Consider the following 23,917-nt stretch of genomic DNA (forward strand, 5'->3'; position numbering starts at 1 on the left):
TCGAAGGAGAGAGACGATGAGCAAGGGCAAGGTACTGGTCATCGGGTCCAATGCGACCCGGATCGAAACCAAAGACGGCCGCACGGGTGCGACCGGTCAATATCTCAACGAAACCGTGGTGCCGATGCTGGCATTGATCGATGCCGGTTACGAGGTCGTGCTGGCGACGCCGAACGGAGCGAAGCCGCATATGGACGAGGCATCCGACAGTGCAGAGCATTTCGGTGGCGATGTTGCGGCTTACGAAAAAGCCAAGGCATTCTGGGCAAACGACACGTCGATGAACAGCGGCCTGACGCTGCGTGGCGCAATAGAACAGGGGCTCGACAATTTTGCGGCTATCTTCGTTCCCGGCGGCCAGGGCCCGGTTGTCGACCTGATGATCGACCCCGACATGGGCGAAATCGCAAGGCATTTCCACGAAAAGGGCAAGCCTTCCGCCTATCTGTGCCACGGCCCGATAGCGACTGTCGCCGCCATGCCGCATGCCCGCGAATTTCGCTCGGCACTGGTGGCCGGCGATGAGGCCAAGGCGCGCGAATGGGCCAAGGGCTGGCAATATGCGGGCTACAAGATGACAGTCTTTTCCGACACGGAAGAAAAGGTCGTCGAGGATTATGTTCTGCACGCCAAACTCTATTTCAACATGATCGAGGCGCTGACGGCGGCAGGTGGTGATGTAAGCAAGACCAAGATCGATTTCGAACCGAATGTCGTCATCGACCGCGAACTGATCACCGGCCAGAACCCACGTTCGGATCATCCGATCGCCACGGCACTGATCGAGGCGCTGGATCGCAGGCTGGCTGCGTGACAGTAAACATACTTGGCAGAAATACCCCTCTGGCCTGCCGGCTTTCCTGGGGCGACCGCCTGTCCCAATTAAGCCACGGCAGGTCGACCGGGTTAAGCCCTCCCCCTTGTGGGGAGGGTTGGGAGGGGACTTTTTACACGCGCGACGGCTCACCCAAAGGAACACGCCATGACTACCGAAACCAACAACGCCAAAATCATCGCCATACTCACCGCCCTGCCCGGCAAGGCCGCTGAATTGCGGGCGCTGCTTGCCGACACCGCACCTTCCTGCCGTTCCGAGCCGGGCAATCTGCGTTGGGATGTCTGGCAGGACCGGGCGAACCCCGAACGCTTTATCCTCGATGAACTCTATATCGATGCGGATGCGGTTGAAGCGCATCGCGAGACGCCCCATTTCAAAAACTACGCTTCAAAGATCAACAGCCTGGCCGAGCGGTCCGCCTATGTGGTCACTCCCGTCAATCTCGGCTGACACCCCTGAAAAGAAGGATAGACCCCATGGCACTCAAGGATATTCTGCCGAGCAGCCTCGGTTTCGGCGCAGCCCCACTCGGCAACATGTTTCGCGATATTCCCGAGGATGAGGCGCGCGCCACTGTGGAAGCCGCCTGGACCGACGGCATCCGTTATTACGATAACGCTCCCTTCTACGGCGCAGGGCTGGCCGAGATCCGCATGGGCGACGCGCTGAAGGATAAGCCGCGCGACCAGTATGTGATCTCGACAAAAGTCGGCCGCTACATTCTCGACGAGATCGAGGATGTCAGCGCCCGCGAGCAGGGCGAAAAGGCCGGCGTGTTCAGCCACGGTCTGCCGAACAAGGTGGTCAACGACTACAGCCATGACGGCACGTTGCGTTCGATCGAGCAGAGCCTGGAAAGACTGAAGACCGACCATATCGAGATCGCCTTCGTGCATGATCTGGCGCAGGATTTCTGGGGCGACCGGTGGCTGGAAAAGTTCGAGGAGGCCCGAAATGGTGCCTTCAAGGCACTCGACCGGTTGCGCAACGAAGGGGTGATCAAGGCCTGGGGGCTGGGCGTCAACAAGGTCGAGCCGATCGAGCTGGTGCTCGAACTGGACGAACCGAAGCCCGATGCATTCCTGCTTGCCGGCCGTTACACACTGCTCGACCATGACAAGGCCTTGCAGCGGGTGATGCCGATGGTGGCAGAGCGGGGCCTGGGTGTCGTCGTCGGCGGGCCTTACAGCTCGGGCGCTCTGGTTGGCGGACCGAATTTCGAATATGCGCCGATCAAGCCTGACATGGCTGCGAAGATCGCGAAGATCAAGGCGATTGCCGACCGCCATCACGTGAGCATGAAGGCTGCCGGCCTGCAGTTCTCACTCGCCAACCCGGCCGTTGCCGCCGTCATTCCCGGCGCCAGCCAGCCCTCGCGCATCGCCGAGGACAGCGCCGCCCTGAAGGAAGTCGTACCTGCCGATTTCTGGCGGGAGTTGAGGGCGGAAAAGTTGGTGAACCCCGCGGCGCCGCTGCCGGTCTGAGCCGCATAGCCTTGAAGTTCATGCCCCGGCAGGTCTCGTCGGGGCATTCCTTATTCTCAGTTGGCCATGGTCGAGCGATGCGCCCAGCCGGTCATGCGGCGTTCGATCCACGCCATCAGCGAATACATGGCGATGCCTTCGACTGCGAGTGCGAGCAGACCGGCAAACACCAGCGGCACGTTGAACTGGCTCTGGGCCGAGGCCATCATGTTGCCGAGGCCGTAATTGGAGGCGACGGTTTCACTCAGGACCGAGCCGACAAAGGCAAGCGTGATAGCGATCTTCAGCGAGCCGAAGAAATAGGGCATCGAGCGCGGAATACCGACCTTCAGCATGATGTCCAGCTTCTTTGCTCCGAGTGCCCGCAGCACATCCTCCGTCTCCGGCTCGATCGTCGCCAGACCCGTCGCGACATTCACGACGATCGGGAAGAAGGAGATCAGGAAGGCGGTGATGACGGCAGGAATGGTGCCGATGCCGAACCAGATGACCAGGATCGGCACGACGGCGACCTTGGGGATGGCGTTGAAGCCGATCATGATCGGGTAAAGCCCGGCATAGATGGTCTTCGACCAGCCGATGAACAGACCGATCGCCAGACCGCCGACCACCGCCAGGCCGAAACCGAGCGTGGTGGTAAACAGCGTCTGGGCCGAGTTTTTCAGAAGCGGCGACCAGTATTGCACCACGGCCTGAAAGATGCGGCTCGGGGCCGGCAGGATCGTCACCGGTGTGCCGAGACCGCGCACCAGCAGTTCCCAGAAGAGAAACAGCCCAAGCGTGAAAAGCCAGGACGCCGCCTTGACCCAGTTGATGCGGGCGGGCTGTTTTGCTGCGGGTGCGGTCGTATTTTCGGTCGTGATCGTCATACGGTTGCCCTCGCCTGCGCAATCTCGCCATGCAGCTGGTGCACGAGGTCGTTGAACCTCGTCTCATACATGATCTCGAGATCGCGCGGCCGCTCGAAGGGGACGCGATGCTCTTTCAGGATACGGCCCGGCCGCGCACTCATGACGAAAATCTTGTCGGCGAGAAAGGCCGCTTCGCGCAGGTCGTGGGTGACGAGAACGATGGTGACGCCCTGTGCCGCGTGAAGATCGCGGATGACGCACCACAGTTCCTCGCGGGTGAAGGCATCGAGCGCGCCGAAAGGCTCGTCAAGCATCAGAAGTTCCGGCTCGTGGATGAGGGCGCGGCACAGATTGGCGCGCTGCTGCATGCCGCCGGAAAGCTGCCAGGGGAATTTTTCGCCAAAACCCTTGAGGCCAACGAGTTCAAGCAGATGCTCGGCTTTCTCCACGTATTCCTTCTTGTTGGCGCGCAGACGGTGGCGGTGCCTTTCGACGATTTCGAGCGGCAGGAGGATGTTTTCCAGCGTCGTGCGCCAAGGCAGCATGGTCGGGTTCTGGAACGCCATGCCGACGATCGAGACGGGCTGCGTGACATGCTGGCCGGCGACGATGACCGTGCCGACCTGCGGGATATGCAGGCCGGTGACGAGCTTCATCAGCGTGGACTTGCCGCAGCCGGACGGGCCGACAACGGCGGCGAAATCGCCTTTGTCGACGCGCATGGTGAGGCCGGAGACAGCAAGCGTGCCTTCCGCGCCGCCATAACGCATGTCGACATCATCGATGGAAACGAGGTGTGCCAATCAGAATTTCCTTGATCGAACAATCTTGTCGCGAAAACCCCTCCCGCCTGCCGGCCACCCTCCCCACAAGGGGGAGGGTTGAACACGCGGCACCACGACTGGCAAAATCAAGCGTAGAGGGTGCGGCCGGGTTAAGCCCCTTCCCCTTGTGGGGAGGGGTTTGGGGCGGGGACTTTCCTCTGTCCTTACGGCAGCATCCTCTCCGCCTTTGCCGGCAGGAAGCTGGCGTCGAAGACCTGCTCGGCCTTGACAGCGCCCTTGAGGCCCATCGAGATTTTGAGCGTGTCGATGGAAGCGGAGAGCCTTGCCATGTCGACGCCGCCGAAACCGTTTTCGACGACGTAAGGCGTCTTGATGTTCATGGCGTTGGCCATGTTCAGCCGCTGGATCTCGATATCCGGGTTAAGCGTCTCGTTGCGCTTCAACACGGCATCGACGCCTTCCTTCGGGTTGGCGACAGCGGCGGCAAAGCCCTTGGCCAGCGCCTTCATGAAGCCCTTCACCGCTTCCGGATTTTCCTTGGCAAAATCGGTATTTACCAGCACCGAGTTGCCATAAAGATTCAAGCCGTGTTCGGCCATCAGGATGGTGGCGATATCGTCATCGGCGATGCCCTGAGCCTTCAGGTTGAGGATGACCGAGAAGGCGAAACCGAAGACGGCATCGACATCGCCCTTGGCGAGCATCGGCTCACGCACCGGGAAGCCGATCGACTCGATGGTGATCTTGCTGTCGTCGATTTTTGCCACCTGCTTGAAGGCCTTCCACTGGGCGAATGCGCCATCCGGCGGCGGTGCGCCGAGCTTCTTGCCTTCCAGCGACTTCGGATCGGTGGTGACGCCGAGCGACTTGCGGCCGACGACCGCGAAGGTCGGGCGCTCGTAGATCATCATCGCCGCCTTGACCTTCTGCGCCGGATCCTCGTCGAGGAACTTGATCAGCGAGTTGATGTCGCCGAAACCCATCTGGTAGGTGCCGGTCGCGACGCGCGGGATCGCCTCCACCGAGCCATTGCCGGTGTCGATGGTGACGTTCAGCCCCTCTTGCTTGAAATATCCCTTGTCCACGGCAAGCAGGAAGCCGGCAGCCGGGCCTTCGAATTTCCAGTCGAGCGTGAACTTGATATTGGTTTCGGCAAAGGCCGCGCCGGAGAAGCCGGTGCCCAAGGCCACCGCGGCCAGGGCGGCCAATTTAGTCAGATATCTACGAGTCAGCATCATGTTCCCCTGCTGGTTGTTATTGACCCATAGAAAACGACAAATCGCCAACCGCGCAAGTATCCCTGCACATTTTATCATCAATATTTCGCGTGCTTATTTTCAAATCACAATTCTGGAGCCATTGGCTTTGAGCCAGCCGTTCCCGCAGCCTGGCGCGGAAAACACGCCCTATCATCAGCCGTCGGTTAACTGTGACGGAAAAGAATAAAAGCGGATTCTAAAATAGATTTGCCGAGCCGGGCATTTGGCCTATTTTCTCCAACTGGAGGACGAAGAATGCGCATAAAGCTGTTTCTGGTCTGCGTCGCGGTTTTGACCATAGCTTGGCTTACAGGCCTTTTTGCACTCGTATGGTCTCTGTTTTGAAGCCGGAAATTATCTTCTACGGCTTTTTTCCGCGAAGGACAGGGCGACAACTGCACCGAAGTAGCCGACCTGCATGAAGACGAGAGAGGCGACACCAAAGCCGGCAGCCCACCACGCCCCATCGCCTGAAATCAGACTAGCGCAAGCAACAAAAGCAGACGCGAGCAGCATCTTCAGGAAACCGCAAGGCAGCTGAAGGTGACGAAAAAGCTTTTCCATGCGCCACTCCAAGAGTTAACCGGAGGTTAACCATACCTTATATTGCAGACAGGGCATACCCCATATGAGGGATATTGCTTCGAATCATCGAAGCACCGTTTATCCACCCGCACCGCCCGTTCGAGGCACAGCAACGCCCTATCGTTAAAGCCCGGATTAAGCGCATTCGGGCGATGGAGACGATCAACCCGCGCGAAGGAATACGCGCATGGCGGAATCGCCGCCTTGCAGGGGGAATATAGGTCAATGCGGGACGGGAAGCGGCTTGAGACCTGAAACCTCAGGCCCCGCCACGCGTTTTCAGGACGCCTCGTCGCCGAGCCTTGCCAGCGCCTCGCCATCCAGCCGGTAGAACAGTTTTTCCGGTTTTGCGACGCCGCCTATCTCATCATAAAATGCAAGAAGCCTGTCGTCCTGCGCGTCGGCGGTCCAGTCTATCCTCGACAACCCCCGCCGGCCGGCCAAGGCGGCGAGTTCCCGCATCAGGGAACGCCCGACGCCGAGACCGCGAGACGTTCTACCGACATACAACTCCTTGAGGAAAATGCCTGGGTTCAAGCCCGGCCCCGGATAGATCGCACTGAATGCACATAAGGCAATCACGCTTTCTTCCCGCTCGGCAACGAGAATTTCTGCCCCTTGCGGCCTCGCCTGCAGCCCGGCAATGATTTCCGCGCGCGCAGGACACGGCACCTCATAGTGAGCCTGCATCTCCTCTATCAATACCGCTAGCCGCGGCAACGCTGCATCATGGTCCTGCAAGAGGCGGATGCGGGCCGCGGCCCTGTTCGGATCATCTTGCGAAATGGACATAGAACAGCCTCTGGACGATATTTCCCATACCATTGGCAGCTATCCGTTACGGACGACTTAAGGCAAGACGCTCGATATCCGCGCCACGTTGAAGCGTCTTCGGACGCCCGTGTCATCGGGTCCGTGGCACTGTTCTTCTTCGGCGGATTTTTCAAGGTCAGCGACTGGCGGATCAAGAAACGCCTGAACCGGATGGGCATATCGGGAAGCGTGAGGAGCGCGGCGCTCATCAAGGCACTCGACACTGGCTTTCGGCCGATCAACTGACCCCAATCGACCTGACCGCGCCTATTTCAAACCGAAAGCCCAGCGTGCGGTCCTGCATTCGGGATCTCCGGGGGCGCAAGCGCGGCATACGTCGGGACGAACCTCGTAGACCAGACATGAGGTACTCTCACCGACACGGCCGGACAGCGCCGAACATCGCTGATCCTCACACCGCATGCCTCGCTGGTCCGCAGCAACGAACTGCAGCGGAACCAAGTCGAGAGCTTCATCGGTTTCGGTGGTGAAGCGCGGCCATTCGGACGAATAGGAACAGCAGGCACCACAGGCCTGGCAATCCGGAAGGTCAGCAGCGCCCTGATCGCCTGAAGACAGATCATCGTCAAGGGCGTGATCAAAATCCCGCCCCCCGCGCCCTGATGAGGCGCCGCCTGTCATCATTTGTGCTTCAGCAGCCACATCTTGCCCGCCATGGTTATTCCATGTGGGGTTTCGCCGGCCTCGGCATCGGGGTCAAGCCCTTTGAGAAGGCCGTAGCCCGTAAGTTGTTCGAGAGTGGCGGTCGTCGCGAACTTCACCTTCAGCGGCCGCTCCTTGAAGCGGTCGGATTTTGCGTAGGTCTCGGTGGCGCCAAGATGGGTCCAGCGGTTCCCGTCCTGGGGGTGGAGGTCGCCGAGTTTTGCGAGCTTCAATCCCCTGATCTGGGTTGGCGTCAATTCAATGGTCAGCGCAGCAGTTGTCGTGCTGTTCATGTCTTTGTTCTTTCTCTTCGCAACAGGCGTCAATGCCGCTCACTGCCGCTTTCAAGCAGGTCCGTTTCGAAATCGCTCAGGTTTTCCTGACGGACACATCGGCCGCGTTTTGCGCCTCCATGGCGAGACGCGCTTCGCGCAACCGGGACGTCTTTTCCTGACGCGCCTTAGTAACGGCATCGACCTCATCGCGGGCACGGTCGCCGGCAGCACTTGAGGCCTGTGTCTTGTCGAATGCCTTTTCGGCAACCTGTCGCGCTTTGCTGTGTTGCTCGGTCATTGTCTTCCTCGGTTTGTGCGCGCCGGCGCTTCGATCAGAAGTCCGGACTTTCGCAAAGCAGGATGTGCAGACCTGAAACTGCTACAGCGCCATTTGAGCACCATCGACAGCGTGATCCGCTCTTCAACGGCAATAAAAAAAGGCCAGGCGGCTGCCTGACCTCCTGTGGTCCCATGCTTTCGACAGTGCCAGTACATCCGTGGTCACACGAAAGCGGATACCAATTCAGACAGCCTGAAGGTTGCAGGCCGACATCTTGCCAGACTTGCGGTCGCGCTCCAGATCGAAGGAGACCTTCTGGCCTTCTACGAGTTCACGCATACCCGAACGCTCGACAGCGGAGATATGGACGAATGCGTCAGCTTCGCCGTTGTCAGGCTGGATGAAGCCGAAGCCCTTGGTGGAATTGAACCATTTAACTGTGCCAGTGGTCATGATGAACCCTTTCATAGCAACATAGAGGGACCGCTGCGCAAAAGCGCCGCGGATGATGATAACGATGCTTTAAAGGGAGTGTCGTTCAATACGCGGTGCCACTCGCGCAGTAACCAAATCTCGGCAAGAAAAATATCGATATACCTCAGATAGTACACCGAACGCCCAAAGTCAAACTCCAGTCTTCGCGCAGCCGAAGTTGATGACCGTAACCGGGCGCAATCGGCTAGCCAGGCACGACCGATAGCTTTACGATTGGACTTATCGGTCCCGTTCTGCCACAAGCCCCACCGGACGCGACTGCCGTTAACTTTAGAACGGGGTCGGGCGATAGATTGACGTCACGTCGTTGCCGCGAGATCACGCTGGCCGTCCGCTAAAGCACTTCGCGATCGTTGAGATTCGCTGGCCGTACTTTCGCTTTTTGTTTTTGGCGCATGTCTTCATCCCGAAACCGGTGACCACTTTCGGGAGACACGCTTTAAATTCCCGACTTTTCTTATCCCCTGCCCTCGACGACCTTGATCAGGTCTTCGCGGACGGAGCCGATATGGGTGGCGAGCAGCTCGCCGGCCTTTTCGAAGCGGTGGGCGCGGATCAGGCCGATCAGTTCGGCATGTTCGAACATCGCCTTTTCCATTGCGGCCTCGTTGGACAGCTGCAGGCGGGTATAGCGGTCGCTGGTCTGCAGAAGCGAGGCAACGATCTGCTGGCTTCGTGGCATGTCTGCGCGGTGATACATGGCCATGTGCAGGTCGGCATTGAGCCGGCCGTAATCATCCCGCTCGCCAGATGCTATCGCCTTGACGTAATTTGCCTGATGCTCATCGAGTTCGGCCAGATCCTTCTCGTTCAAGGCCGGGGCGGAGGCCAGAAGCAGCCGCGGCTCCAGCATGATCCTCAAGTCGAACACGTCGTCGATTTCGGCACGCGACAGTTCCGAGACGATCGCGCCTTTCTGCGGCAGGATCTTTACCAGCCCTTCCGCTTCCAGCTGAAACAATACCTCGCGCACCGGAATGCGGCTGACGCCATAGGTTTCCGCCAATGCATCCTGCCTGAGCTGCGTGCCGCCGGCATATTTTCCCGACAGGATCGCCTGGCGGATTTCGGTGATGAGGGCGCCCGAAAGCGTCTTGTGTTTCAGTTTTAAGGCCATGCAACCCCGCTACACCATTTCCGTCGAAAAGCCAGTTGACTCTCGAAATGTATAAAATCTACATTATACCCAACAAAGAGGGAACTGAAATTATGACGACTGCCTTGACGGAGGACGGGCTGCCGCCCGGTTCGCCTTCCTTTGCCGCACGCGCGATCATCGGACTGTCGGAAGGCGTGCTTGCCGTGGAAAAGCTCCTCGTCGGATTTTTCATGGCACTCGTGCTTTTCCTCATCCTGCTCAATGTCGTCACCCGTTATGGCGGCATGCCGCTCTACTGGGTGGATGAGGCGGCAGTTTACGCCATGGTCTGGCTCACCTTCATCGGAGGTTCGGCACTGACACGCCTGCGGCTCGATTTCGCCGTGACGCTGATCAGCGACAAGTTGCAGAAGAAGAATGCCGAGCGACTGCAGGCCTTCGCGACCTTTCTCGCGATGCTGTTTTCCATCGGGCTCGGCGTGATGTGCTGGAACTGGATGGACCCGATCGGCATCGCAGCCGCAGGATTCGACGCCAAGGAATATGCCGGTGAGAGCTTCAACTTCCTCTATACCGAATACACCCAGACGCTGAACTGGCCGGTCTGGGCGATCAGCCTCGTTGTGCCGCTGTTTGCCGTCACCATGACGATCCATACCGCCGCCAATCTGCTTGAAGAGATGAAGTTCGCTCCCAAAAGACAGCGGCTTGCATTCGCCAATGCGGAAGGGGTCAACTGATGGTCACGACCGCATTTTTCACCTTCTTCATGCTGGTCGGCGTGCCGATCGGACTTTGCCTCTGCATGGCCGCCGCCGTCTATATCTGGGCGACCGGCAATACGCTTCTGTTCGCCAGCTTTCCGGTTCAGCTTTTCGGCGGGGTCGACAATTACGGCCTTATTTCCATTCCGCTTTTCGTGCTGATCGGCGAGGTGATGAACGGCGGCGGCATTACCCGCCGGATCATCAACATGACGATGGCCTTTGTCGGTTCGATGAAGGGCGGGCTCGCCTATGTGAACCTGCTCGCCAACATGTTCGTCTCCTCCATCCTCGGCTCGGCCACCGCGCAGGTCGCCATCATGGCGCAGATGATGGTGCCAGAGATGGAAAAGAAGGGCTATGACAAGACCTTTGCGGCGGGGCTGACAGCTTACGCCGGCATGCTCGGGCCGATCATTCCGCCATCGATCATGTTCGTCGTCTATTCGGTTCTGGCGCAGGTGCCGGTGAGCGACATGCTGACGGCCGGCATGCTGCCCGGCATTCTTCTGACCGCGATTTTCTGCGTCGTCATCGCCGGCATGGGCTGGTTCGTTTATGACTATCCGCGCGGCGACGTGATGACGCTGAAACAGCGTGTGCGCATCGTGCTCGGCGCACTGCCGACGCTTTCCATCCCGATCATCATCGTCGGCTCGATCATGGCGGGGATTGCCAATGCGACGGAAGCAGCCGCCGTCGGCGTGGTCGCTGCGGTTCTCGTCGGGCGCTACTGGATCGGGGATCTAAAATTCTCCGACCTGCCGATGATGCTGTTGAAGGCCGGGATCTATTCCGCCGTCGTGCTTCTGCTGGTCGCGGCCGCGGCCGTGTTCTCCTGGGTTCTGGTCTACGGCATGGTGCCGCAGAATGTCGCCGCCTGGGTGCAGACGATCGCATCCGACCCGATCACCTTCATGCTTCTCGTCAACGTCATCCTGCTCGTTATCGGCACCGTCATCGATGGCGCGCCGGGACTGATCATGACGGTGCCGATCCTGCTTCCGATTGCGACGGAGGTTTATGGCATCGACCCGATCCATTTCGGCGTCGTCGTCACCGTCAACCTCGTTCTCGGCTTCCTGTCGCCGCCGGTGGGCTTGTGCTTCTTCGTCGCCTCGGCGGTGACGGGGGCGAAACCGGGCAAGATGTTCATCGTCACCCTGCCCTTCTTCTTCGCCTCCTGCGTGCTGCTCGTGCTGCTTTCGATCTTCCCGATCCTGTCGACCTTCTTCGTCAAGTAACCGTAACCACAACAATAAAACTCCAGAGGATTAGACCATGACAATTTCCCGCAGATCATTCCTCCGCAATTCAACGATGGCTGCAGCCGGCGCCGTTGCCGCCGGCACGCTTTCGATGCCGAACGTGCTGCGCGCGCAGGAGGCCAAAACCTTCCGTCTCGGCATCACCACGCCGCCCGGCCATCCGTGGAACAATGCGGCGCTGAAGGTTGGCGAGATGCTGAAGGCCGAGACCAAGGGCCGTCTCGACCTCGTCGTTTTCCCGGCCAACCAGCTCGGCACCGAAGCCGTGATGATGCAGCAGATGCAGGCCGGTTCGCTCGATTTCGGCTGGATCATGACCGCCGAACTCGGCTCGCGCATTCCCTCGATCGCGGCGATCAACGCGCCTTACGTCGTCGATTCCACCGCAAAGGTGGCCAAGCTCGTGCGTGATCCGCTGGCCATGAAGATGCTCGACGTGCTGCCGAAGGAAACCGGCACGCTGGGTCTTGCCTGGGGCATCACCACGATGCGCGTCGTCTTCACCGCCAAGGAGATCGGCGGGCTTAACGATCTGAACGGCATGAAGCTTCGCATCAATACGACGCCGGCCTATCGCGATTTCTACCAGCTGCTCGGCACCGCCCCGACCCCGATCCCGACGCCGCAAGTGTTCGACGCCATGTCGAACGGCCAGGTGGACGGGCTCGAGGCCGATCTCGACTTCTCGTGGAACCAGCGCTTCGACAAGGTTTCGAAGACGATGCTGAAGATGAACGCGATCTTCATGCCCTGCGTCGCGCTCGCCTCGGGCCGCGTCTGGAAGGATGTACCTGCCTCGGATCGCGAGCTGATCACCAGGCTGACCAAGGAAGCGCTCGACGCCCAGATCGACGCGACCGTCGCCAACGAAGCAAAACTGCTCGACGAGTTCGGCAAGGTCATCGCAGTCAAGGACGTGCAGGTGGCGGACGCCGGCAAGGTGATTGCCGAATACGACAAGATCTGGCTGCCCAAGGCCCCGATCCTCGCCGACCTGCGCAAGCTGGGCGCGACGCTTTAAGGCTCAATTTCGAGGAGGCCTGACGAGGGCTTTATGCGGCGCGTCTCCGATTGGGGGCGCGCCGTTTTTCTTGCTGTCGGTGCCGAGCGCTCCTAATGATCTCCCCCCTTGTCGGGGAGATCAGCCAGACGCTACGTCATCGCCCTTCCTTACCTACCGAGCAAACCTCTTCGCCGCGGCAACGCAGAGGATGACGCCGAGGGTGACGATGAACATGGATGAGGTTACCTGCTCGCCGAGCAGGAGCGCTGCCAGCGCCAGACCGAAAAATGGCTGGATGAGCTGCAGCTGGCCGACTGTCGCGGTGCCGCCTTGGGCAAGGCCGCGATACCAGAAGATGAAGCCGATCAGCATCGAGAAGAGCGAGACATAAGCAAGGCCTGCATAGGCAGAGCCGCCGACGCCTACAAATGTTTCCGGCATCAGCGCCAGCGCGCCGACCAACATGACCGGCAGCGAGATGACCAGCGCCCAGCAGATGACCTGCCAGCCGCCGAGCCGCTTCGACAAAGCAGCACCTTCGGCATAACCCAGACCGCAGACAATGATTGCCGCCAGCATCAGCCAGTCACCGAAGGAGAGGCCAATCGAGGCAGCCGTGCCGCCCCGCGCCAGCGCGAAACCGGTGACGAGCAGGCTGCCGAGGATGGCGAAAGCCCAGAAGGCGAGCTTGGGGCGTTCACCGCCGCGAATGACGCCGAAGATGGCGGTGGCAAGCGGCAGCAGGCCGATGAAGACGACCGAATGGGCAGACGAGATGTGCTGCAGCGCCAGTGCGGTGAGCAGCGGAAAGCCGACGACGCAGCCAAGCGCCACGATGACGAGGGAAAAGATCTCGCTGCTTTGCGGCCGTTTCTGCCGGAAGGCCAGGAGCAGCAGAAGTGACAAAAGACCGGCAATCGTGCCGCGGGCGACGGTCAGGAACAGCGGGTCGAAACCGATCACCGCCAGCCTTGTGGCCGGCAGCGAACCGGAAAAGATCAGCACGCCGATAAACCCGTTGAGCCAACCCGACAGACTGCGATCCATGTCATTCTCCCCTCGCCGCACAGGGTCAATCCGTGGGCGCTGTTTCAGGCATTCCAATGGCTGCGTTATGCTCTTTTCAGCATGGCCATGCCAGAAACGGTCTGATACGATTTCGACAAACTGTTATGCTTCATGCAGCAGTACAGTCAGGAGATTTGGGGAATGGATTTATCGGCAACCTCGTCCAAGGCGGCGATGGTGATGGGCGTGATCCGGCAGCGGCTCATCGGGCGCGTGCTGACGCCGGGGGCGAAGCTGCCTTCGGTGCGCTCGCTTTCAGGCACTCTTTCGGTTTCCACCTCCACGGTCGTCGATGCCTATGAGCGGCTGGTGGCGGAAGGCGCGATCGTTTCGCGGCCGGGGTCGGGGTTTTACGTGGCCAACCAGGCCGCGCCCTTTTCGCCCGCCGAGGCCGGGCCGAAACTGGATCGGGCGGTCGATCCGTTCTGGATCTCGCGGCAATCGCTGGAAAGCAGCGAAGACAGTCTGAAACCCGGCTGCGGCTGGCTGCCGCCTTCATGGCTTCCGGAAGAGGCGATGCGCAAGTCGCTCAGAACACTTTCCCGCGCAGAGCCTTCATCGCTGGCCGATTACGGCACGCCGCTGGGACTTTATCCGCTGCGGCGGCTGATTTCGCGGCGGATGGGCGAGCGCGGCATAGAAGCCTCACCGGAACAGATCATGCTGACCGAATCCGGCACGCAGGCGATCGATCTTCTCTGCCGCTTCCTGATCGAGCCGGGCGATACCGTACTGGTCGACGATCCCTGCTATTTCAATTTCCATGCCCTTCTGCGGGCGCACCGGGCAAAGATCGTCGGCGTGCCCTATACGGCAAACGGGCCGGACCTTGCGGCTTTTGCCGCAATCGTCTCCGAGCATCGGCCGCGGCTCTACATCACCAATTCGGCGATCCACAATCCGACCGGGGCAGTGCTTTCGCCGGTCACGGCGCATCGGGTTTTGAAGATCGCCGAGGAGTTCGACCTGACGATCGTGGAAGACGATATCTTTGCCGATTTCGAGACGGTTGCGGCACCGAGGCTTGCGGCTTTCGATGGATTGGAGCGGGTGATCCATATCGGCAGTTTTTCGAAAACGCTGTCGGCTGCGGCGCGTTGCGGTTTCATCGCGGCAAGGCCGGACTGGATCGAGGGGCTGACGGATCTCAAGATCGCCACATCCTTTGCCGGCGGGCGGATGACCGAGGAGGTTGTTCATGCCGCCCTTTCGGACGGCGGCTATCGCAAGCATCTCGATGCGCTGAGGGCACGGCTTTCCAAGGCGATGGCGGAGGTGACCAAGAAGCTCGCGGCAATCGGCATCGAGCCGGTGTTGCATCCGCAATCCGGCATGTTTTTATGGTGCAGGCTTCCCGGTGAGACCGATGCCGCCGAGGTGGCGCGCGCCTGCCTGCAGAAGCAGATCGTGCTTGCGCCCGGCAATGCCTTCAGCCTGTCGCAATCGGCGAAAAACTGCATGCGTTTCAACGTCTCGCAAACGCTCGATCCGCGTATTTTCGAGACGCTGAAAAGCGCATTGAAGGCCTGACGATCAGGTGGACTTGAGCTTCACGCCGAAGCCGAGGACGAAGCTCACCAGTGCGCCGAGGGCGGCTGTGCCATAAAGCCATGCGGCTGTGTCGCCGGCGGTTCCCGTTGCAAGGCTTGCCGTCAGGCCGGTTGCTGTGGCGATCGTGCCGGAGAGTGCGGCGCCGACTGCATAACCTGCCGTCGACATGGTGGGCAGAAGCGCACTGGCGCGATCACGCTCCGCTCCTTCGGCCGCAGACATCGCCGCTTCGTTGACATTGGCCCAGGCGAGGCCGAAGCCGATGCCGATCAGGATCTGGCCGAAGATTACCAGCGGCAGTGATTGCAGGCCGATGGCGATTGCCAGCGCGATAAAACCGGAGAGATGGAAGAGTGGCCCAAGCCACATGGTCGCATGCCGCCATGCGAAGGCCTCGTAGCGGCTGGCGAACATCGCGACGACGCTCCAGACCAGCGCCATGGTGACGACGATATAGCCGACGACCGCGGGACTGAGGCGGAATACCTCGCTGACCAGCAGAGCCAGATAGGTGCTGCCGGCCGAATGCCCGGCCGACATCAGAAACAGCATCGCGAAGGCGCGGCCGAGCACCGAGCCGGAGCGGAAGGTGCCGACCGGGAAGAGCGGCGAACCGAAACGGCCATCAAGGGTGACGACCGAGAGCAGCGACAGAATACCGAAAACCAGTAGCGTGGCTTGCCAAATCGGCTGCCCACTGGCTGAGGAGAACGCAAAGATGAGCGCGGTGACAACGCAGAGCCCGACGGAGACGGGCGCGAAACTTGCCGCCCTGCCCTCACCGGTCTTCGGCTCGGTCAGAAAAGTGAACAACACCAGCGTCAGGAGAAAAGGCGTGACCGCGAGGAAGGAAAAACGCCAGGAGATCGCCTCGGTCATCAACCCGCCGATCAGCGGCCCGAGCAGTGCCGTTACCGCCCAGACGGTCGCTTCGACGGCAAAGACACGGGCGATCAAGGAAGACGAAAAATTCGCCGGGATGAGGCTGTAGCAGATCGCCACGATCAGGCCGTCGGAGACGCCCTGCAGAAAGCGCCCGAAGACGATCCAGCCAAAATCGGGTGCGACAAAGGCGTTCAACCCGCCGAGGGCAAAGAAGAGAGACGAGAGGGCAAGAGCCCGCCGCACGCCGAGCAGGTCGCGGATGGAGGCGGCCGCCGTGCCGCCAGCGATCGAGCCGATGAAATAGAGGCTGTAGACCCAGCTGTACCAATCACGCCCGCCAAGTTCTGCCGCTGCAAGCGGCATGGCGGCGACGATGGCGAACTGGTTGAAGGCATGCAGGCCGATGCCGCTGGAGATCAGCGCCAGCATGCGGCCGCTTTCTCCGCTCAAAAGGCTTGCATAACCCAAGGCTTCGTCTTCCGCCGGCGCTCCATCCCGCCTGATATCCCCCATTGGGCCGTCCCGCTCCCCGATCAATTCCGTCATGCCACTTAAACCTTTTCATGCACGCCTGCTTCAGCCAGGCCTTTTCTCTTCAGGATCGGCACCGTAAAAGCTCAACCTTGGTTGAGGTCAACGGCAAAAATGACGAAATCGGAAAAGATCAAAGAACTTCAGGGTTTGAGTGTGGGAGAAGTCGCGGAACGCTCCGGCGTGGCGATCTCGGCACTGCATTTCTACGAGGCGGAGGGGCTGATCGAAAGCTGGCGCAATGGCGGCAACCACCGGCGCTACAGCCGCGACGTTCTGCGACGCATCGCGGTGATCCGGGTGGCGCAACGGGCCGGCGTGCCGTTGAAGGAGATTGCCGAAGCGCTGAAAACCCTGCCGCAAAAGCGCACGCCGAACGCAAAGGACTGGGCACGGTTATCTGCCCGCTGGAAGTCCGAGCTGGATGCCCGGATCGAGGCGCTGACGCGGCTGCGCGACGAGTTGACCGGCTGTATCGGCTGCGGCTGCCTGTCGCTGAAGGCCTGCCCCTTGCGCAATCCTGGCGACCAGTTGGCTATCGGCGGAAGTGGCCCAATCCTGCTTTCGGGCAGGGTCGACTCCTGATTTGCATCCGGCCTCGAAAGAGATCAATCGACGCGCAAATAGAAGGCACAAAGACCAATCTATCGGCAGTCAATGATCGATTTTTCAGCATGTGACATTTTTGCTACTGCCTTTTCAGCAATCGCTCCTACATGCCATCTCATCACGCAATGCTTATGGAGGGAAAATCCATGAAGGGTCTTTTCATTCTCGCCGCTTCCGTCGCCGCTTTCAGCGCATCGACCGCAGCCTACGCAGCAGACGCTGTGGAGCAGATCCCGACCGCGCCGGTCGCCGTTGAAATGGCGCCGTCGTTTACCTGGGAAGGCTTCTATCTTGGCGCTCATACCGGTTACGGCTGGGGTGACGGCGATCTCGAAGGCGTCGGCTCGGATAATTTCGATGGATGGCGTCTCGGCGCGTTTACCGGCTATAACTGGCAGTTCTCCAACGGTTTCGTCGCCGGTATCGAAGGTGACGTGAACTACGACTGGAACAACGAAGACATCGGCGCCGGCTTCGATGCCGAGAGCGGCTTCTCCGGTTCCGTTCGCGGCCGTGTCGGTTACGCCTTCGACCGCACGCTGGTTTATGCGGCTGGCGGCTGGACTGCGACAAATGTCGAGGTCAACGGGCCTGCCGGCTTCAACGACGACGACACCCTGCATGGCTGGACGATCGGCGCGGGCGTCGACCACGCCTTTACCGACAACATCTTCGGCCGGCTGGAATACCGTTACAACGATTACGGCAACGGCGATATCGGCGGACTGGACGTCGATTTCAACCAGCATGTCTTCCAGGTCGGCGTGGGTGTAAAGTTCTAGGAATACCGCCTGCCAAGGCACGAGGAGAAGCCGTCCGCACGATCTGTGCGGGCGGCTTTTTTGTGCGCACCGGAGCCTATGCGGCTCTTCTATTACGGTGCTTGGTCAGACGGATATCGGCGCTGCCGATATCCTGCGCATTGCCCCAGCCAAGCGAGCGGTAGACGCCGGCCGCGCGGGGAAAGGTTGACTTGGCGGATGCGAGGCACGATAGCGACGACACGCCATAGATCGCAGGCCGGTCATCCGAAGCGTCAAAATTGCGGACAGCAAGATGCAACCGATAAGAACGGGACGAACGCTCATCACCCTCGTCCGCGCCGACGATGCGGATGATCTGTCCGCCTATTACCTGCGCAATGCCGAGCATCTCGGCCCTTGGGAACCGTTGCGCGAGGAGGGCTATCACTCGGCCGACGCATGGAAGGACCGGGCAAGGGATTTCGCCGGCGAGGCGCTCAAGGGTTTTGCCTATCGATATGTCGTGAGGCTCGAGACAGGCGGCAAGATTATCGCGGTAGCGAATTTCACCACCGTCATTCGGGGCGTATTTCTGGCGTGCCATCTCGGTTATTCGATCGACCACGACATGCAGGGCAAAAACCTGATGTTCGAAGTGCTCGACAGGCTGATCCCGCATGTGTTCGGCAGCTATGGACTGCACCGGGTGATGGCGAATTACATGCCCGAGAATGAAAGAAGCGGTGCGCTGCTCAAGCGCCTCGGCTTCGAGGTGGAAGGGCTCGCCCGGGACTATCTCAAGATCAACGGAGCATGGCGCGACCATGTGCTGACAGCGCGGATCAATGACGCGGATGACCGAACGGGTTCGCCTGAAGGATAGCTGACCCGGAAAAGCACAAGGGAGGGCAGAATGATCATCGTCATAGAGGGCATCAGCGCCGCGGGAAAAACCACCTGGTGCCGGGAGCATGCACAATCCCATCTGATCCGCGAGAGTTATCCGGCAGATCGCAGGGAACAGCCCGAGACGGGACTGGCGACGGCACTTTACTGGACGAACTGGAATGCCAAGCGGTGGGGCGATGCGCTTGCCATGGAAGAGGCAACCGGCCATGCCATCTGCGACACCGACCCGCAGAAACTGCACTACAACTGGGGCATGTTTCAGCTCGGTGTTCTGCCGGAATCACAATGGCGGTTGCAACTCGAGACGTGCCGCGCGGCATTTGCCGAAAAGCGGCTCGGCTTCGCCGATGCCTATTTCGTCAAGGCCATCGATCCCGCCATAGCCCGGCAGCAGCGTGACGGCGACAGGTCAAAATCGCGGGACCGGTTCGATCTCAATGTACAGCTGCAGCCATCGCTTCTGCGCTGGTACACGCGGATGGGCGAAATACTGGCGGGTCGTGTGCGCTGGGGACTGCCGGAAACCGGGCTTTCGCTTGGCTCCATCACCACCAACCCGCTCCGCTACGATATCAGCGCATTCGATGCGTTTATCGCATCGCTGGATTATGGCTGACGTTCAAAAGACAGGAGATCGACCTCAAAAGCGGTCGATCTGCATCCCTTCCCTCACCCGTGGCTGGAATTGTTCGGCACGACGGGTTCGACCTTTTTCACCTTGGCGCGGTGGAAGATGAACATGCCGGCAATGACGATGATGGCGGCGCCGACAAGCGTCTGCGCATCGGGGAAATCACCGAAAAAGGCCCAGCCGAAAACGATCGCCCATAAAAGCAGCGTATACTGCAGCGGCGCGAGAACCGAGGCCGGCGCGAGCTTGAGCGAGCGGGTGATCAGCAGATGCGCCGAGCAGGAAACGACGCCGAGCAGCAGGAGCGCGAAAAGCTCTTGGCCGGTAAACGGGCTCCAGTTGCCGACGCTGAAGAAGATGCCTGCAACAAGGGCGCCGAGTGTCTGCCAGGTCACCAGCGTCACGTCGGGCGTCGAGCGCAGCACGCGGCCAAGCACAAGCGACAGAGCGAAGGAGAGGCTACCGACCAGGGCGAACATCGATGGCCACGAAAGCATGGCTTCCGACGGGCGAAGCGCGATGATGACACCGACAAAGCCGATCAGGACCGCCAGCCAGCGCCGCCAGCCGATCCGCTCTCCAAGGAAGAAATGCGAGATCGCCGCCACATAGATCGGTCCGGCCATATAGAAAGTCATCACGTCGGCGAGCGGCAGATAGACCACGGCGGCGTAGAACAGGCCGGTATCGGCAGTTGCCATGACCACACGGGCAAACTGCAGGCCCGGTTTTTCGACCTTGAAAAGCGAGGTTGTCGAACTGCGGGCCAAAAGCGGCCCTAGAACCAGAAAAGCACCGAGCGAGCGCAGCAGCAGGACCTGGCCGACGGAAAAACTGGCGACAAGCCATTTGCCCATGGCATCGTTCAGGGCGAACATCAGGTCGCCGAGCAACATAAGAAGAATGCCGGCCAGAATGGCGTTGCCGCCGACGGCATAAGCCGTTGTTGCTTTCATGATCTTTCGGCGCTCCGCGACGCCATTTTCGATGGCGGCCGGGATTACGCCGGGGAAAAGACCCCGAGCCATACCGGGATCGTCTCGATACCTGTTGGAATGGGCGCTCCATACTCCTCGGGCCAACCTGATTGCAAGGGATATTAAAGCAGGACGTCATATTGTCCTGCGGCAATCAGGGCCAGAGCCGACAGAGACCTGCCTCAACCCCGGCGCGCAGCATCGATTGCGGCAACGTCGATCTTTTTCATCGTCATCATCACATCGAAAGCACGTTTGGCCTCGGCGCCGCCAACTTTAAGCGCCTCCATCAGCGTGCGCGGCGTGATCTGCCAGGAAATGCCCCAGCGATCACGGCACCAGCCGCATTCGCTCTCTTCGCCGCCGTTTCCGACGATGGCATTCCAGTAGCGGTCCGTTTCCTCCTGATCCTCGGTGGAAATCTGGAAGGAGAAGGATTCATTGTGCTTGAAATGGGGGCCTCCATTCAGCCCGACGCAAGCGACACCGGCGACGGTGAATTCGACGACTAGAACATCGCCCTCGACGCCATCCGGATAGTCACCGGGAGCACGGATCACCGTACCGACCGCGCTATCGGGAAACGTCTCGGCGTAGAACCGCGCCGCGTCCTCGGCATCCTTGTTGTACCAAAGGCAGATTGTGTTCTTGTTCATGGCAGGCCTCCCGTTGCTGTTGCGTCCGGCTCTTCCTCTTCGGGCGGATCGCAGGTCCATCTCGCATTGAAGACGTAGGGCTGATCGCCAATCCGACAGCAGGTTTGGTTTTTTCCGATAAAATATTGATCGGCGATGTTGCGGCCGTTCGCTTGAAGGATTATCGCACGATCTATAGAATCGAGGGATATAATGAGATTTATCAATATCTTGACAACAATATCGCTGGTTGCTGCCTTAAGTGCCTGTGCGCCTACGCGCGCGCAATACGATGCGCTGCAGACGACGCTTGAAGGCAGCCCCCAGGTGCGTGCGCAGGCAATTGCCGATTGCACGAAGAGGCACTGGTCTTCGGAAAGAACCGGAAATCTGGCCAAGCTGATGAACGTGCAGGAAAAGCAGGCGAAATCGACATTCTGCAACAGGTTGCACGGCGGATTGGCGAGCGGCCGCATCACCTATGAAGATGTGAAGTCTGTCTGGAGCACGCCCACTCCCAACATGATAAGGGTGATGCAGGGGCGTTGATATCCACCTGCGGCCAAGCTTCTTCAGGCCGTAGATCTATCTGCACCGGGGTCCGCCTTTGCGCCGATAAAATAATGATCGACGATCTTCTGGCCGTTCTTCAGGATATGGGCGGCCAGTTCGGGATCGCCGCCCTGAAAGGTTTCGGGATCACCGCCGCAGAGGTGGACGAAGAGCTTCTGGTGGGCGACCGAGACGAAATATTCGTAGGCCGGCGGCGCGTTCGTCCATTCGGTCGATTTCAGTTCTTCGGCCGCCTGCGCTGTCGCATCCTCGATCGCCTTGTAAATCCTGGCCATCATGGCATGCCGGGCCTTCTCGTCGATCTCCATATATTGCCTCTCTACCGGGGTCAGGACGGGACAGCTATCGTTCATCGGATGGTTCTCCCTGCATGGATTTCGGTGGCGGGCTGTCTGGCACCGGAATGCGTCGGTTATGGGCCGACGACATCATTCAAGCCGCAAGCTTTTCCAGAAGGTCGTGCGCTGTGGGCCATTGATAGCGCACCAGTTCCACGCCCGGATTGCCCGCCCGTGTGACCTCCCGCCTTTCGATCACCAAACCGCCAAGCCGGTCATAGACGGCTGTCGCCGGGATATTTTTCGCGAAGGCGACAAGATGGACCGGCAGGTCTTTTCGCGAATTCTCGAAGCTGGAGAGTGCCTCGCGGAGAAGCGTTTTCGCTACGCCCTTTCCCTGGAAAAACGGCGATACGTAGAGATTGTGCAGATAGGTGCCGAATTCGGTTTCCTCATTGAAGACGAAGCAGCAGAAACCCGCGATTTCCGCCCGGTTGCAGGCAATGATGACGAGGTGATCGGGAGATGGCAGCTCGGCGCATCGCGTTTTCCAAAGCTCCTGCTTTTCAGCCGGAAGAACCTCCTTCAGATAGGCTTGCGGCAGGATATGCGCGTACACGCTCTGGCTCATCGACACGTGCAGGTCGATGATCATCTGAGCGTCGGACGGGACCGCCGGGCGGTAGGTGAGCATGATGGCGAGGCTTTTAAGGGATGGGTGGGAAGAACGGCGACGAGGTATTCTTAGAGGCCGGACGGATGAGAAGATAGCCACCCCTCATGTCGCTTCTCAAACTCGCGGACCTCTTCCACCGAAGTCAGAAAAAGATCGAACCCGCCATCGTAAGGTGCAAAGACCTTTCCTGTCTTGCCATCAAACCAGAGCGTTGGCCCGGTGCTATCTTCCGCAATGTCTCCCAGAAGATCGCCAAATGCGTATTGGTGACATCGGACGCGGGATGCCGAGCTTACCCATTGAAATTCGTCGCCATCTTCACGGTACCGGATTTCGCAATCGGAAATGCTGTTTGAGGGTTTAGAATCCTCTTCGCGCCAAGACTGAACCAGCCAGCAATCGGAGCCTTTCTCAAGCGTTTCGTTAGCCAATACAGCCGCTCTTCGCCGGATCTCGTCCTGCTCTTGCCTGGTTTTGGCGTATCGGACGGAGCCGGCAATGCGTGAAAACGAACCCATGGCTTTCCTGCAACGTCCCTCAGCATAAAGGCTATAGGGGGCGTGTTACCATGAAAACGTTCCCACTCGGCTTTGAACCTCAACATCTCTTGGATCCCGTGATTGTGGACGGCAGCGGGCAGACCGGCCAATCAGCTATTCATTCGCAAACAAAGTGCACATGGACCGGCCAAAACACATATCAATCCGACAGAAAACCCTTCGCCGCTAACGTCACCCGCGTCGCGGCATTCAGGTCATAGGCTTCGAACTTGCCGGGCTGCACCCAGGCGTAGTCTTCGAACTCGTCATTGATGGTTATGTCGCGACTAACCGCGCGGCAGTCGAAGATGAGGTAGATCATGTAAATCTCCTCGGTCGAGCCATCCGGATAAGTCTTGGTCCTGACGTCATCGCGAAAAGTCCAGGGAGTGACTTCCGCAATCGTCAGTCCCTCGCCCAGTTCCTCGCGGATCTCACGCCGCAGCGCCTCCTCGATCTTTTCTCCGGCTTCCATTCCACCGCCGGAAAGCGCCCATTGGCCCGGAAACACACCCCGGTCGGAGGGCATCTTGCAAATGAGGTAAGCGCCGTCATTTTCGATCAGCGGACATACGATGATCCGTTGCCTCATGGTCCCGTCCCCCAACTCGAGCTGCTCAGGCGGCTGCGGTTTCCGGCGTGTAGCCAGCCTCGCGAATTGCTTCTTCGGCCTTTGCCCTGTCGCCCTCTACCGTGACCTTGTGGGACGGCAGGTCGATGGTGACGGCAGCGCCCGGCAGGGCTTCGGAAAGGGCGGCGCGGACAGTCTTTTCGCAATGGCCGCAGGTCATGTCGGCTACGGTGAATATGGCGGTCATCTGAAAAGCTCCTTGGTAGCTGGTTTGGTTAT

At 59.7% G+C, this 23,917-nt stretch carries 32 protein-coding genes; 12 read left to right on the forward strand and 20 right to left on the reverse strand.

All coding sequences use genetic code 11. The annotated features are described in order from the left end of the window. The first annotated feature begins 16 nt into the window (after positions 1 to 16). The 3 genes from GGE33_RS09380 to GGE33_RS09390 all read left to right on the forward strand — a co-directional run bounded on the left by GGE33_RS09380 (position 17) and on the right by GGE33_RS09390 (position 2,322). The gene (locus tag GGE33_RS09380) at positions 17 to 814 is read left to right on the forward strand and encodes a type 1 glutamine amidotransferase domain-containing protein (protein ID WP_183822646.1); all 798 of its coding nucleotides are present in this window, start codon (positions 17 to 19) and stop codon (positions 812 to 814) included. A 168-nt stretch (positions 815 to 982) separates the two neighbouring features. After that, positions 983 to 1,288 (forward strand): putative quinol monooxygenase, encoded by a 306-nt coding sequence (locus GGE33_RS09385; protein WP_148143877.1) that lies wholly within the window; start codon positions 983 to 985, stop codon positions 1,286 to 1,288. Between the two features lie 26 nt (positions 1,289 to 1,314). After that, the gene (locus tag GGE33_RS09390; protein ID WP_183822648.1) at positions 1,315 to 2,322 is read left to right on the forward strand and encodes an aldo/keto reductase; all 1,008 of its coding nucleotides are present in this window, start codon (positions 1,315 to 1,317) and stop codon (positions 2,320 to 2,322) included. A gap of 56 nt (positions 2,323 to 2,378) precedes the next feature. Here GGE33_RS09390 and GGE33_RS09395 read toward each other — a convergent pair whose 3' ends face one another. From GGE33_RS09395 to GGE33_RS09440, 10 genes are all read right to left on the reverse strand, one after another. Beyond that, complete coding sequence (locus tag GGE33_RS09395; RefSeq protein WP_183822650.1) at positions 2,379 to 3,191, reverse strand: ABC transporter permease; 813 nt, start codon at positions 3,189 to 3,191, stop codon at positions 2,379 to 2,381. Further along, positions 3,188 to 3,976: an ABC transporter ATP-binding protein gene (locus GGE33_RS09400; RefSeq protein WP_183822652.1), complete on the reverse strand. Its 789-nt coding sequence runs from the start codon at positions 3,974 to 3,976 to the stop codon at positions 3,188 to 3,190. The genes GGE33_RS09395 and GGE33_RS09400 overlap by 4 nt, the downstream gene beginning before the upstream one ends. Before the next feature lie 185 nt (positions 3,977 to 4,161). Beyond that, complete coding sequence (locus GGE33_RS09405; protein WP_183822654.1) at positions 4,162 to 5,196, reverse strand: ABC transporter substrate-binding protein; 1,035 nt, start codon at positions 5,194 to 5,196, stop codon at positions 4,162 to 4,164. 375 nt (positions 5,197 to 5,571) lie between these two features. Then, positions 5,572 to 5,781: a hypothetical protein gene (locus tag GGE33_RS09410; protein WP_183822656.1), complete on the reverse strand. Its 210-nt coding sequence runs from the start codon at positions 5,779 to 5,781 to the stop codon at positions 5,572 to 5,574. Between the two features lie 300 nt (positions 5,782 to 6,081). Next, complete coding sequence (locus tag GGE33_RS09415; RefSeq protein WP_246435915.1) at positions 6,082 to 6,594, reverse strand: GNAT family N-acetyltransferase; 513 nt, start codon at positions 6,592 to 6,594, stop codon at positions 6,082 to 6,084. Between the two features lie 288 nt (positions 6,595 to 6,882). After that, the gene (locus GGE33_RS09420; RefSeq protein WP_183824050.1) at positions 6,883 to 7,257 is read right to left on the reverse strand and encodes a YkgJ family cysteine cluster protein; all 375 of its coding nucleotides are present in this window, start codon (positions 7,255 to 7,257) and stop codon (positions 6,883 to 6,885) included. After that, positions 7,257 to 7,571, reverse strand: coding sequence for a hypothetical protein (locus GGE33_RS09425; protein ID WP_148143883.1), 315 nt, complete (start codon positions 7,569 to 7,571; stop codon positions 7,257 to 7,259). Before GGE33_RS09425 ends, GGE33_RS09420 begins: the two co-directional genes overlap by 1 nt. 76 nt (positions 7,572 to 7,647) lie before the next feature. Beyond that, complete coding sequence (locus tag GGE33_RS09430) at positions 7,648 to 7,851, reverse strand: hypothetical protein (RefSeq protein ID WP_183822659.1); 204 nt, start codon at positions 7,849 to 7,851, stop codon at positions 7,648 to 7,650. Between the two features lie 225 nt (positions 7,852 to 8,076). Next, the gene (locus GGE33_RS09435; protein ID WP_148143885.1) at positions 8,077 to 8,286 is read right to left on the reverse strand and encodes a cold-shock protein; all 210 of its coding nucleotides are present in this window, start codon (positions 8,284 to 8,286) and stop codon (positions 8,077 to 8,079) included. Between the two features lie 499 nt (positions 8,287 to 8,785). Further along, entirely contained in the window at positions 8,786 to 9,445 is a 660-nt protein-coding gene (locus tag GGE33_RS09440) for a GntR family transcriptional regulator (protein WP_183822661.1), read from the reverse strand. Positions 9,446 to 9,537: 92 nt separating this feature from the next. Here GGE33_RS09440 and GGE33_RS09445 point away from each other — a divergent pair, with 92 nt between their 5' ends. The 3 genes from GGE33_RS09445 to GGE33_RS09455 are packed head-to-tail and all read left to right on the forward strand — an operon-like array spanning position 9,538 to position 12,480. Then, the gene (locus tag GGE33_RS09445) at positions 9,538 to 10,167 is read left to right on the forward strand and encodes a TRAP transporter small permease (RefSeq protein ID WP_183822663.1); all 630 of its coding nucleotides are present in this window, start codon (positions 9,538 to 9,540) and stop codon (positions 10,165 to 10,167) included. Next, entirely contained in the window at positions 10,167 to 11,435 is a 1,269-nt protein-coding gene (locus GGE33_RS09450) for a TRAP transporter large permease (RefSeq protein WP_183822665.1), read from the forward strand. Before GGE33_RS09445 ends, GGE33_RS09450 begins: the two co-directional genes overlap by 1 nt. Positions 11,436 to 11,472: 37 nt before the next feature. Further along, entirely contained in the window at positions 11,473 to 12,480 is a 1,008-nt protein-coding gene (locus tag GGE33_RS09455) for a TRAP transporter substrate-binding protein (protein WP_183822667.1), read from the forward strand. A 153-nt stretch (positions 12,481 to 12,633) separates the two neighbouring features. Here the strand turns inward: GGE33_RS09455 and GGE33_RS09460 are convergent, their stop codons facing one another. Then, entirely contained in the window at positions 12,634 to 13,509 is an 876-nt protein-coding gene (locus GGE33_RS09460; RefSeq protein WP_183822669.1) for a DMT family transporter, read from the reverse strand. 162 nt (positions 13,510 to 13,671) lie between these two features. On the opposite strand from GGE33_RS09460, the gene GGE33_RS09465 reads away from it, so the two are divergent. Beyond that, a complete protein-coding gene (locus tag GGE33_RS09465) occupies positions 13,672 to 15,060 on the forward strand; it encodes an aminotransferase-like domain-containing protein (RefSeq protein WP_183822671.1) in 1,389 nt (462 codons plus the stop codon). A gap of 3 nt (positions 15,061 to 15,063) precedes the next feature. On the opposite strand, the gene GGE33_RS09470 is transcribed toward GGE33_RS09465, so the two are convergent. Beyond that, positions 15,064 to 16,512 carry an MFS transporter gene (locus GGE33_RS09470; protein WP_183822673.1) on the reverse strand — a complete coding sequence of 483 codons (1,449 nt, stop codon included), beginning with the start codon at positions 16,510 to 16,512 and terminating at the stop codon, positions 15,064 to 15,066. Between the two features lie 99 nt (positions 16,513 to 16,611). On the opposite strand from GGE33_RS09470, the gene soxR reads away from it, so the two are divergent. Together soxR and GGE33_RS09480 are read left to right on the forward strand one after the other, a co-directional pair. Next, positions 16,612 to 17,082 carry a redox-sensitive transcriptional activator SoxR gene (gene soxR, locus GGE33_RS09475; protein WP_183822675.1) on the forward strand — a complete coding sequence of 157 codons (471 nt, stop codon included), beginning with the start codon at positions 16,612 to 16,614 and terminating at the stop codon, positions 17,080 to 17,082. 170 nt (positions 17,083 to 17,252) lie between these two features. Further along, complete coding sequence (locus tag GGE33_RS09480; protein ID WP_148143896.1) at positions 17,253 to 17,888, forward strand: outer membrane protein; 636 nt, start codon at positions 17,253 to 17,255, stop codon at positions 17,886 to 17,888. Positions 17,889 to 17,964: 76 nt separating this feature from the next. Here the strand turns inward: GGE33_RS09480 and GGE33_RS09485 are convergent, their stop codons facing one another. Then, the gene (locus GGE33_RS09485) at positions 17,965 to 18,111 is read right to left on the reverse strand and encodes a hypothetical protein (protein ID WP_183822677.1); all 147 of its coding nucleotides are present in this window, start codon (positions 18,109 to 18,111) and stop codon (positions 17,965 to 17,967) included. A gap of 51 nt (positions 18,112 to 18,162) precedes the next feature. On the opposite strand from GGE33_RS09485, the gene GGE33_RS09490 reads away from it, so the two are divergent. Continuing rightward, the gene (locus GGE33_RS09490) at positions 18,163 to 18,732 is read left to right on the forward strand and encodes a GNAT family N-acetyltransferase (RefSeq protein ID WP_183822679.1); all 570 of its coding nucleotides are present in this window, start codon (positions 18,163 to 18,165) and stop codon (positions 18,730 to 18,732) included. Between the two features lie 30 nt (positions 18,733 to 18,762). Then, positions 18,763 to 19,374, forward strand: a complete 612-nt coding sequence (locus GGE33_RS09495) for a hypothetical protein (RefSeq protein ID WP_183822681.1) — start codon at positions 18,763 to 18,765, stop codon at positions 19,372 to 19,374. 53 nt (positions 19,375 to 19,427) lie between these two features. On the opposite strand, the gene GGE33_RS09500 is transcribed toward GGE33_RS09495, so the two are convergent. Then, complete coding sequence (locus GGE33_RS09500; protein ID WP_183824052.1) at positions 19,428 to 20,345, reverse strand: DMT family transporter; 918 nt, start codon at positions 20,343 to 20,345, stop codon at positions 19,428 to 19,430. Between the two features lie 203 nt (positions 20,346 to 20,548). Continuing rightward, a complete protein-coding gene (locus GGE33_RS09505; protein ID WP_183822683.1) occupies positions 20,549 to 21,022 on the reverse strand; it encodes a VOC family protein in 474 nt (157 codons plus the stop codon). 210 nt (positions 21,023 to 21,232) lie between these two features. On the opposite strand from GGE33_RS09505, the gene GGE33_RS09510 reads away from it, so the two are divergent. Continuing rightward, positions 21,233 to 21,550 (forward strand): hypothetical protein, encoded by a 318-nt coding sequence (locus GGE33_RS09510; protein ID WP_183822685.1) that lies wholly within the window; start codon positions 21,233 to 21,235, stop codon positions 21,548 to 21,550. Between the two features lie 23 nt (positions 21,551 to 21,573). Here GGE33_RS09510 and GGE33_RS09515 read toward each other — a convergent pair whose 3' ends face one another. From GGE33_RS09515 to GGE33_RS09535, 5 genes are all read right to left on the reverse strand, one after another. Next, positions 21,574 to 21,927, reverse strand: coding sequence for a hypothetical protein (locus GGE33_RS09515; protein WP_183822687.1), 354 nt, complete (start codon positions 21,925 to 21,927; stop codon positions 21,574 to 21,576). Between the two features lie 79 nt (positions 21,928 to 22,006). Further along, positions 22,007 to 22,546, reverse strand: a complete 540-nt coding sequence (locus GGE33_RS09520; RefSeq protein ID WP_183822689.1) for a GNAT family N-acetyltransferase — start codon at positions 22,544 to 22,546, stop codon at positions 22,007 to 22,009. Positions 22,547 to 22,596: 50 nt separating this feature from the next. Beyond that, positions 22,597 to 23,046 (reverse strand): DUF3885 domain-containing protein, encoded by a 450-nt coding sequence (locus GGE33_RS09525; protein ID WP_183822691.1) that lies wholly within the window; start codon positions 23,044 to 23,046, stop codon positions 22,597 to 22,599. 181 nt (positions 23,047 to 23,227) lie between these two features. After that, a complete protein-coding gene (gene nudI / locus GGE33_RS09530; RefSeq protein ID WP_183822693.1) occupies positions 23,228 to 23,659 on the reverse strand; it encodes a nucleoside triphosphatase NudI in 432 nt (143 codons plus the stop codon). 25 nt (positions 23,660 to 23,684) lie between these two features. After that, positions 23,685 to 23,885, reverse strand: coding sequence for a heavy-metal-associated domain-containing protein (locus GGE33_RS09535; RefSeq protein ID WP_183684993.1), 201 nt, complete (start codon positions 23,883 to 23,885; stop codon positions 23,685 to 23,687). Positions 23,886 to 23,917: the final 32 nt, after the last annotated feature.

The organism is Aliirhizobium cellulosilyticum, assembly GCF_014198105.1.
Taxonomy (GTDB): Bacteria; Pseudomonadota; Alphaproteobacteria; order Rhizobiales; family Rhizobiaceae; genus Neorhizobium; species Neorhizobium cellulosilyticum.

Excerpts from the sequence above, each read along its gene's own strand:
- soxR (WP_183822675.1), top strand. The coding sequence starts at position 16,612 with ATGACGAAATCGGAAAAGATCAAAGAACTTCAGGGTTTGAGTGTGGGA.
- GGE33_RS09445 (WP_183822663.1), top strand. The coding sequence starts at position 9,538 with ATGACGACTGCCTTGACGGAGGACGGGCTGCCGCCCGGTTCGCCTTCC.
- GGE33_RS09420 (WP_183824050.1), bottom strand. The coding sequence starts at position 7,257 with ATGACAGGCGGCGCCTCATCAGGGCGCGGGGGGCGGGATTTTGATCAC.
- GGE33_RS09455 (WP_183822667.1), top strand. The coding sequence starts at position 11,473 with ATGACAATTTCCCGCAGATCATTCCTCCGCAATTCAACGATGGCTGCA.
- GGE33_RS09405 (WP_183822654.1), bottom strand. The coding sequence starts at position 5,196 with ATGATGCTGACTCGTAGATATCTGACTAAATTGGCCGCCCTGGCCGCG.
- GGE33_RS09415 (WP_246435915.1), bottom strand. The coding sequence starts at position 6,594 with ATGTCCATTTCGCAAGATGATCCGAACAGGGCCGCGGCCCGCATCCGC.
- GGE33_RS09390 (WP_183822648.1), top strand. The coding sequence starts at position 1,315 with ATGGCACTCAAGGATATTCTGCCGAGCAGCCTCGGTTTCGGCGCAGCC.
- GGE33_RS09380 (WP_183822646.1), top strand. The coding sequence starts at position 17 with ATGAGCAAGGGCAAGGTACTGGTCATCGGGTCCAATGCGACCCGGATC.
- nudI (WP_183822693.1), bottom strand. The coding sequence starts at position 23,659 with ATGAGGCAACGGATCATCGTATGTCCGCTGATCGAAAATGACGGCGCT.
- GGE33_RS09435 (WP_148143885.1), bottom strand. The coding sequence starts at position 8,286 with ATGACCACTGGCACAGTTAAATGGTTCAATTCCACCAAGGGCTTCGGC.
- GGE33_RS09385 (WP_148143877.1), top strand. The coding sequence starts at position 983 with ATGACTACCGAAACCAACAACGCCAAAATCATCGCCATACTCACCGCC.
- GGE33_RS09465 (WP_183822671.1), top strand. The coding sequence starts at position 13,672 with ATGGATTTATCGGCAACCTCGTCCAAGGCGGCGATGGTGATGGGCGTG.
- GGE33_RS09460 (WP_183822669.1), bottom strand. The coding sequence starts at position 13,509 with ATGGATCGCAGTCTGTCGGGTTGGCTCAACGGGTTTATCGGCGTGCTG.
- GGE33_RS09395 (WP_183822650.1), bottom strand. The coding sequence starts at position 3,191 with ATGACGATCACGACCGAAAATACGACCGCACCCGCAGCAAAACAGCCC.
- GGE33_RS09410 (WP_183822656.1), bottom strand. The coding sequence starts at position 5,781 with ATGGAAAAGCTTTTTCGTCACCTTCAGCTGCCTTGCGGTTTCCTGAAG.
- GGE33_RS09470 (WP_183822673.1), bottom strand. The coding sequence starts at position 16,512 with ATGACGGAATTGATCGGGGAGCGGGACGGCCCAATGGGGGATATCAGG.
- GGE33_RS09440 (WP_183822661.1), bottom strand. The coding sequence starts at position 9,445 with ATGGCCTTAAAACTGAAACACAAGACGCTTTCGGGCGCCCTCATCACC.
- GGE33_RS09430 (WP_183822659.1), bottom strand. The coding sequence starts at position 7,851 with ATGACCGAGCAACACAGCAAAGCGCGACAGGTTGCCGAAAAGGCATTC.
- GGE33_RS09525 (WP_183822691.1), bottom strand. The coding sequence starts at position 23,046 with ATGGGTTCGTTTTCACGCATTGCCGGCTCCGTCCGATACGCCAAAACC.
- GGE33_RS09425 (WP_148143883.1), bottom strand. The coding sequence starts at position 7,571 with ATGAACAGCACGACAACTGCTGCGCTGACCATTGAATTGACGCCAACC.
- GGE33_RS09495 (WP_183822681.1), top strand. The coding sequence starts at position 18,763 with ATGATCATCGTCATAGAGGGCATCAGCGCCGCGGGAAAAACCACCTGG.
- GGE33_RS09500 (WP_183824052.1), bottom strand. The coding sequence starts at position 20,345 with ATGAAAGCAACAACGGCTTATGCCGTCGGCGGCAACGCCATTCTGGCC.
- GGE33_RS09505 (WP_183822683.1), bottom strand. The coding sequence starts at position 21,022 with ATGAACAAGAACACAATCTGCCTTTGGTACAACAAGGATGCCGAGGAC.
- GGE33_RS09520 (WP_183822689.1), bottom strand. The coding sequence starts at position 22,546 with ATGCTCACCTACCGCCCGGCGGTCCCGTCCGACGCTCAGATGATCATC.
- GGE33_RS09515 (WP_183822687.1), bottom strand. The coding sequence starts at position 21,927 with ATGAACGATAGCTGTCCCGTCCTGACCCCGGTAGAGAGGCAATATATG.
- GGE33_RS09490 (WP_183822679.1), top strand. The coding sequence starts at position 18,163 with ATGCAACCGATAAGAACGGGACGAACGCTCATCACCCTCGTCCGCGCC.
- GGE33_RS09535 (WP_183684993.1), bottom strand. The coding sequence starts at position 23,885 with ATGACCGCCATATTCACCGTAGCCGACATGACCTGCGGCCATTGCGAA.
- GGE33_RS09480 (WP_148143896.1), top strand. The coding sequence starts at position 17,253 with ATGAAGGGTCTTTTCATTCTCGCCGCTTCCGTCGCCGCTTTCAGCGCA.
- GGE33_RS09450 (WP_183822665.1), top strand. The coding sequence starts at position 10,167 with ATGGTCACGACCGCATTTTTCACCTTCTTCATGCTGGTCGGCGTGCCG.